At 61.7% G+C, this 6,638-nt stretch carries 5 protein-coding genes; 1 reads left to right on the forward strand and 4 read right to left on the reverse strand.

The window, feature by feature from the left end:
• Positions 1–6 precede the first annotated feature (6 nt).
• From HCZ87_RS10315 to HCZ87_RS10330, 4 genes are all read right to left on the reverse strand, one after another.
• Entirely contained in the window at positions 7–1,665 is a 1,659-nt protein-coding gene (locus tag HCZ87_RS10315; RefSeq protein ID WP_167643674.1) for an alpha-glucosidase, read from the reverse strand.
• Positions 1,666–1,701: 36 nt separating this feature from the next.
• The gene (locus tag HCZ87_RS10320) at positions 1,702–2,853 is read right to left on the reverse strand and encodes a carbohydrate ABC transporter permease (protein ID WP_167643675.1); all 1,152 of its coding nucleotides are present in this window, start codon (positions 2,851–2,853) and stop codon (positions 1,702–1,704) included.
• A gap of 14 nt (positions 2,854–2,867) precedes the next feature.
• Complete coding sequence (locus HCZ87_RS10325; protein ID WP_167643676.1) at positions 2,868–3,875, reverse strand: carbohydrate ABC transporter permease; 1,008 nt, start codon at positions 3,873–3,875, stop codon at positions 2,868–2,870.
• Positions 3,876–3,986: 111 nt separating this feature from the next.
• Positions 3,987–5,336, reverse strand: a complete 1,350-nt coding sequence (locus tag HCZ87_RS10330) for an ABC transporter substrate-binding protein (RefSeq protein WP_167643677.1) — start codon at positions 5,334–5,336, stop codon at positions 3,987–3,989.
• A 266-nt stretch (positions 5,337–5,602) separates the two neighbouring features.
• Here HCZ87_RS10330 and HCZ87_RS10335 point away from each other — a divergent pair, with 266 nt between their 5' ends.
• The gene (locus tag HCZ87_RS10335) at positions 5,603–6,637 is read left to right on the forward strand and encodes a substrate-binding domain-containing protein (protein ID WP_167643678.1); all 1,035 of its coding nucleotides are present in this window, start codon (positions 5,603–5,605) and stop codon (positions 6,635–6,637) included.
• The last annotated feature ends 1 nt before the right edge of the window (position 6,638 follow it).

A 6,638-nucleotide genomic window follows, 5' to 3' on the forward strand; every position in this document is an offset into this window, starting at 1 on the left:
GTCTCTTTACGTCCGCCGCGCCAGACAGGCCTGCCAGGGCAGAAGCGTGACGGTGCCACCCGCAGACGGAACCTCCACCGCGCCCAGATCGGCGCCCAACTGCTCCCACGCGCCCTCTGGCAGGGTCAGCGTGGTGGGGGCGTCCGACATGTTGAAGGCGCAGAAGATCTCCTCTCCCTCGGCGCTGCGGGTGAATTGCACCACATTGCCGACCGCCTCGACCTTGTCATGGCTGCCACGCGACAGCGCCGCATGGGCGCGACGCAGGGCGATCGCGCGGCGATAGTGATGGATCAGGGCCTCCGGGTCGTCTTCTTGCGCGCTGACCGCCAGCGCCTGATGCTCCGGCTTGACGGGCAACCAGGGGCGCGCCTCGGAGAAGCCACCATAGCTATTGCCCCGGTCCCAGACCATCGGCGTGCGGCAACCGTCACGGCCCTTGAATTCGGGCCAGAACTCGATCCCATAGGGGTCTTGCAGCTCCTCATAGGCGATCTCGGCCTCGGGCAGGCCCAGCTCCTCGCCCTGATAGATGCAGACCGAGCCGCGCAGACACATCTGCATGGTGGTATAAAGCCGCAGCGCCTCTGGCGACAGATCCCAGCGGCTGACATGGCGCACCACATCATGGTTGGAGAACGCCCAGCAGGCCCAGCCCTCGGAGGCGACCTCATCCACCTTGGCAAAGACCTCCGCCACCCGGTCTGCGGTCAGCGGATCCTTGGCGAGGAACTCAAAGGCGTAGCACATATGCACGCCGCTCGCGCCCGCCGTATATTGGCCCATGATCTCCAGCCCCCGCTGGGCATCGCCCACCTCGCCCACGGCGGTCTTGGCCGGGAACTCATCCAGAAGCGCCCGGAACCGGGCCAGAAACTGGAGGTTCTCCGGCTGGTTCTTGGAATAGAGATGCTCCTGATGGTTATAGGGGTTCACCGAGGGCGCGATATTGGCGTTGCGCTGCTCCGGCGGCAGCGCCGGGTTGGAGCGCAGCTCCGCGTCGTGGAAATAGAAGTTGATGGTATCCAGACGGAAGCCATCGACGCCGCGTTCCAGCCAGAACCGGGTGGCCGCCAGCAGCGCGTCCTGCACCTCGGTGTTGTGGAAGTTCAGATCGGGCTGGGAAATCAGGAAATTGTGCAGATAATACTGCTCGCGCCGCGCGTCCCAATGCCAGGCCGGGCCACCAAAGATCGACAGCCAGTTGTTGGGCGGGGTGCCATCGGGCTGCGGATCGGACCAGACATACCAATCCGCCTTGGGGTTGTCGCGGCTTGTGCGGCTCTCCTGGAACCAGGGATGCTGGTCAGAGCTATGCGACAGCACCAGGTCGATCATCACCCGCAGGCCCAGCTCATGGGCGCGGGCAACCAGCGCATCAAAATCCGTCAGCGTGCCGAACATCGGATCGACGTCGCAATAATCGCTGACGTCATAGCCGTAGTCCTTCATCGGCGAGGTAAAGAAGGGCGAAATCCAAATCGCATCGACCCCGAGCGAGGCGATATGCTCCAGCCGCGAGGTGATCCCCGGCAGGTCGCCGATGCCATCGCCATTGCTGTCCTGATAGCTGCGGGGATAGATCTGATAGATCACGGCACCGCGCCACCAGTCAGGGTCATTGGCAAGCACGGAGGCGGAGGGGATCAACGTTTGAGCATTCATCACTGAGGGTCCATCGTCAAAAGAGGAGAGAAGACTTTATTTCACCGAGCCGGCCAACAGGCCGCGCACCAGGTATTTCTGCATCGCAAAGAACACCGCCAGCGGCACCGCGATCGAGACAAAAGCGGAGGTCGCGAGGATCTCCCAATTGCCGCCACGGGTGCCCAGCAGCTCGACAATCTGCTTGGTCATCACCGTGGTCTCACCCGTCGCGTCGATCAGGAACACCATGGCCACCAGAAGGTCATTCCAGGTCCAGAGAAACTGAAAGATCGCAAAGGAGGCCAGCGCCGGAAAGGACAGCGGCAGGATGATCCGGGTGAAGATCTGGAAATCGGTGGCGCCATCCACCCGGGCGTTCTCGATGATGTCGCGGGGGATGCCCACCATATAGTTGCGCAGGAGGTAAATCGCCATTGGCAGGCCAAAACCGGTATGCGCCAGCCAGACGCCGAGGTAGCTCTTGCCGATGCCGATCTCATTGTGCAGCTTCAGCAAGGGGATCAGGGCGAGCTGAAGCGGCACGACCAACAGGCCGACAATGGCGGCAATCAACAGCGCGCGACCCGGAAATTCCATCCACGCCAGCGCATAGGCGGCAAAGGCCGCCACCAGGATCGGAATGATCGTTGCCGGAATGGTCACCGTCAGCGTGTTAAAGAAGGCGCGTGCCATATTGTCGGTGGAGCCGCCCGAAATCAGGATGGTCTTGTAGTTTTCCAGCGTGAACTCCGGCGGCACCACGGCCGTGACAAAGACTCGCGGCCCGCGCGCGCCCGACATCTTCTCGGCTGCTTTCAGCCGGTAGGCGCCATCGGCCTGCACCGTCAACAACCCACCGCGCCGCAGCTCGGCGGTGTCGCCCGGCCCATAGGTGCTGATCTCGCGCGCATTGGTGCCCCAGGCGGAAATCTTGGCGCCGCGCCCGGCCTCTTCGAACAGGTTGCCCTCGATCACCCAGGCATCGCCCTGCTGCACCTGCGCATCAGGGTTGGCGGTGCGCAGGGTCAGGTTCTGCTCGGTCGGGAACATCGCCTTCCACCAGCCGGAGCTGGCAATCTGGTCGCTGGTGCGAAAGGACGAGATGAACAGCCCCACGGTCGGAAACAGCCACAGCCCCACAAGGGCGATGACCGAGAGCCGCAGCGCCCACATCAGGGCGGGCTTTTGTCCTGCAATGGCATTCATGGCATAGCCCTCCCTCAGCGCATTTCGCGGCGTGCGTTGTAAACATTCCAGACCAGGATCGGCGTCACCAGAAGCATGATGACCATCGCCGAGGCAGAGCCCACGCCCCAGTCATTGGAGCGGAACAGCTTGTCATACATGTAGTTCGCCAGAACCTGCGTCTCCCACTGGCCATTGGTCAGCGCAAAGACGATGTCAAAGATCTTCAGCACCACGATGGTGATGGTGGTCCAGACCACCACGATGGTGCTCATGATCTGCGGCACTTTGATCTTGAAAAAGATCTGAAACGGCCCGGCACCATCCACAATCGCCGCTTCGATGGTCTCTTCCGGGATGCCGCGCAGCGCCCCCGAGAGGATCACCATGGCAAAGCCGGTCTGGATCCAGATCAGGATCATCATCAGGAAGAAGTTGTTCCAGAAGGGGATGGTCAGCCATTGCTGCGGCTCCACGCCGCCCAGCCAGATATAGATGGCGTTCAGCACGCCGATCTGCTCGGTGCCCGGCGGGCGGGCGTCATAGACCAGCTTCCAGATCACCGCCGCCCCGACAAAGGAGATCGCCATCGGCATGAAGATCAGCGATTTCGCGATATTGCCCCAAAGCAGCCGGTCGGTCAGCTGCGCCGCCAGCAGCCCAAAGGCGGTGGAGGCCGCAGGCACCACAAGCAGCCAGATGAAATTGTTCTGGAGCGCTTCCCAGAATTTTTCCTCTGCCAGCATTTGTTTGTAATTCGCCAGACCCACAAATTCGGAGCCGCCACCGGGCACCCGCTCGGTCAGCGACAGGCGCAGGGTCTCCACCACCGGATAGGCAAGATAGAGCCCAAGCGCCAGTAGCGCTGGCAGCAGAAACAGCCAGGGCCGAACCATATTGGCACGTCGGATATTGCGGGCGATGGCCTTGCCGCGGGCGGGAAAGATCAGCGTGTCGAGAATGAGATTGGAGAGGTAGAAATAACCGACACAGCCCCCGACGCCAAAGGCAATGGTCAGCAACCCCTGAATGGCTGGATGCATGACTGGCTCCTGAGTTGGAAAAACCGGGGCCTGTGCCCTGTGGGCGGGGCGCTCCGGTTAAAAAATGCAGGGCCGCCATCGGGGGCAGCCCTGCCTACGGAAAGCGCGCGCTTACTTCTGCGCGTCCCAGGAGGATTGGATCTCCGCAGCAACCTCAGCAGCGGGTTTGCCGCCGGCGTAATCCACCATACCGGTCCAGAAGGAGCCCGCGCCCACGGCGCCCGGCATCAGGTCGGAGGCATCAAAGCGGAAGGTATCGGCGTTCAGGAGGATATCGCCCATCTTCTTCAGCGTATCGGTGGCATAAAGATCGGTATTCACGCCTTTATGCGGGGTCAGGAAGCCCTGCTGCGCCATCCAGACCTCATTGGCGATCGGCGACTTCAGGAATTCCATCAGTGCCTGCGCGCCTTTGCTGTCATTGGTGATGGCCCAGGTGGTGCCGCCACCCAGAACCGGATTGCCCAGCTCCTTGCCTGCATAGGCCGGGAAGTAGAAGAAATCCGCATCCAGGCCAACTTCGGTGCCTTCGGGGAAGAAGGCCGGAATGAACGACGCCTGACGGTGCATGAAACACTGTGGCGGGCTGGAGAACAGACCTTTGGGGCTGTCGCGGAAGTCGGTGGAGGCCACCGCCCCTGCACCGCCAGAGACAAAGGCATCATTGCGGGCAAACCAGCCGAATTCCTCGATCGCCTCGACCACGCGCGGATCGTCGAATTTGACCTCATTGGTCACCCACTGGTCATAGACATCGGCGGGCTGGGTGCGCAGCATCATGTCCTCGACCCAGTCAGTCGCCGGCCAGCCGGTTGCACCGCCGGAGCCCAGACCGATGCACCAGGGCGTATTGCCATCTGCCGCCATTTGCTCGGTCAGCGCCTTGAGCTCTTCCATCGAGCCCGGAACTTCATACCCGAAATCGGCAAAGTTTTCAGGGTTGTACCAGACCAGCGACTTCACGTCGGTCTTGAACAGCAGACCATAGAGATGATCCGCGCCATCCGGCCCGGTAAAGGTGCCCAGATCCACCCAGGACTGGCCCGCAGCGTAGTTTTCGCGCACCCAATCGGCGGTCTCTTCGCCCAGCGGCGTCACAAAGCCGCGCGAGGCCATATCAGCCACAAGACCCGGCTGCGGGAAGACCGATACATTCGGCGCGGAGCCCGCTTCGGCATCCACAAGAACCTGTTGTTCAAAGCTGTCAGACCCCGCATAGCGCACGTCCGCCCCCGTGGCAGCCGCGAAATAGGCCAGCACGCTTTCCACCAGCTCCTGGTCCGGGCCAAGCCAGGGACCAAAGACGGTGACTTGCTCGCCGCTCAGGTCCATTTTCTGCAACTCTGCGTAACTGTCCCAGTTGAAATCGCCCTCCCCGACGGGGAACACGAGATCCTGCGCCTGGGCGGCGCCCGCCATCAGGGCCATTGCCCCCACAGCCGTCATCAATCTCCGTTTCATCATGTCTCCTCCCGATTTCTCTTATGCGTCATCGCCGCCGCGGTGCTTTTGCACGATGCTAGTCTTTTCAGCGAACAAACCAAATTCCCAAAGCGCTTTGGCTGCCAGTAAACTTCTAGATTCGGCGCGAACTGTCAATGAGTCTCTGCCGGACCTCAATAAATAAGCTCGAAATCAGCTCTTTCTCTTTGACAGAATTCCATGCAAACTGCAAAACAGGCATCTGAAATCAGCCATATTCAAAGCGCTTTGGAGCATCACCAGACATGAACCTCAAACAGCTGTCAGCGCATCTGGGCCTGTCCCAGACAACCGTAAGCCGGGCGCTGAACGGCTACCCGGAGGTGAGTGAAACCACCCGAAAACGGGTGATGGAAGCCGCTGACAAGCACAACTATCGCCCGAACACCCGCGCCAAGGGGCTGGCCACCGGGCGCGCCATGGCGATCGGCCATGTGATCCCCCTTTCAGCCCAGCACGAAATGATGAACCCGGTCTTTGCCGACTTCATCGCCGGCGCCGGAGAGAGCTACAGCGAGGCCGGCTATGATATGTTGCTGTCGCTGGTCGCCGACGCGGATCAGGAGCGCGCCTATCGTGAAATGGCCGCCAAACGCAATGTGGACGGGCTGGTGGTTCATGCCGCCAAGATGCGCGACGCGCGGATCCTGCTGCTGCAAAACACTGGCCTGCCCTTTGCCGTGCATGGCCGCGCCTCCGAGATCACCACGCCCTATAACTGGCTGGACGTGAACAACAAAAGCGCCTTTGAACGCGCCACGAATTTCCTGCTCGACCTTGGTCATCGGCGCATCTGTCTGGTCAATGGGCAAGAGAGCATGGATTTTGCGCATCGCCGCCGCAAAGGCTATGAGGCCGCCCTTGCCGCGCGCGGTGTCGAGATAGATCCCGCCTTGATGTTCGCCGACGAGATGACCGAGATTTACGGCTATGATACGGTCCAGCGCACCCGCAGCCTGGCGGATCCGCCAACGGCCTATCTGGCCTCCTCCATCATCACCGCCTTTGGGGTGCGCCGGGCAATCGAGGAATCCGGGCTCAAGATGGGGCGTGACATCTCGGTGATCACCCATGACGACGACCTCTCTTATATGCGCAATGGGGCCGATGTACCCGTTTTCACCGCCACCCGCTCCTCCGTCCGCGAGGCGGGGGGGGGGCCCGGCCAACCGCCCGGTTTTCAAAACCAAAACCCCCGCGCCCCCCCCCAAACCGAGCCTTTCTTAGCGGAGGTGACCGTCGGGCGCCCCACCCGCCCCCCGCCCCACACGGTGGTATGAC

Origin of the sequence: Phaeobacter sp. HF9A, from assembly GCF_011806385.1 — a bacterium.
GTDB lineage: Bacteria > Pseudomonadota > Alphaproteobacteria > Rhodobacterales > Rhodobacteraceae > Epibacterium.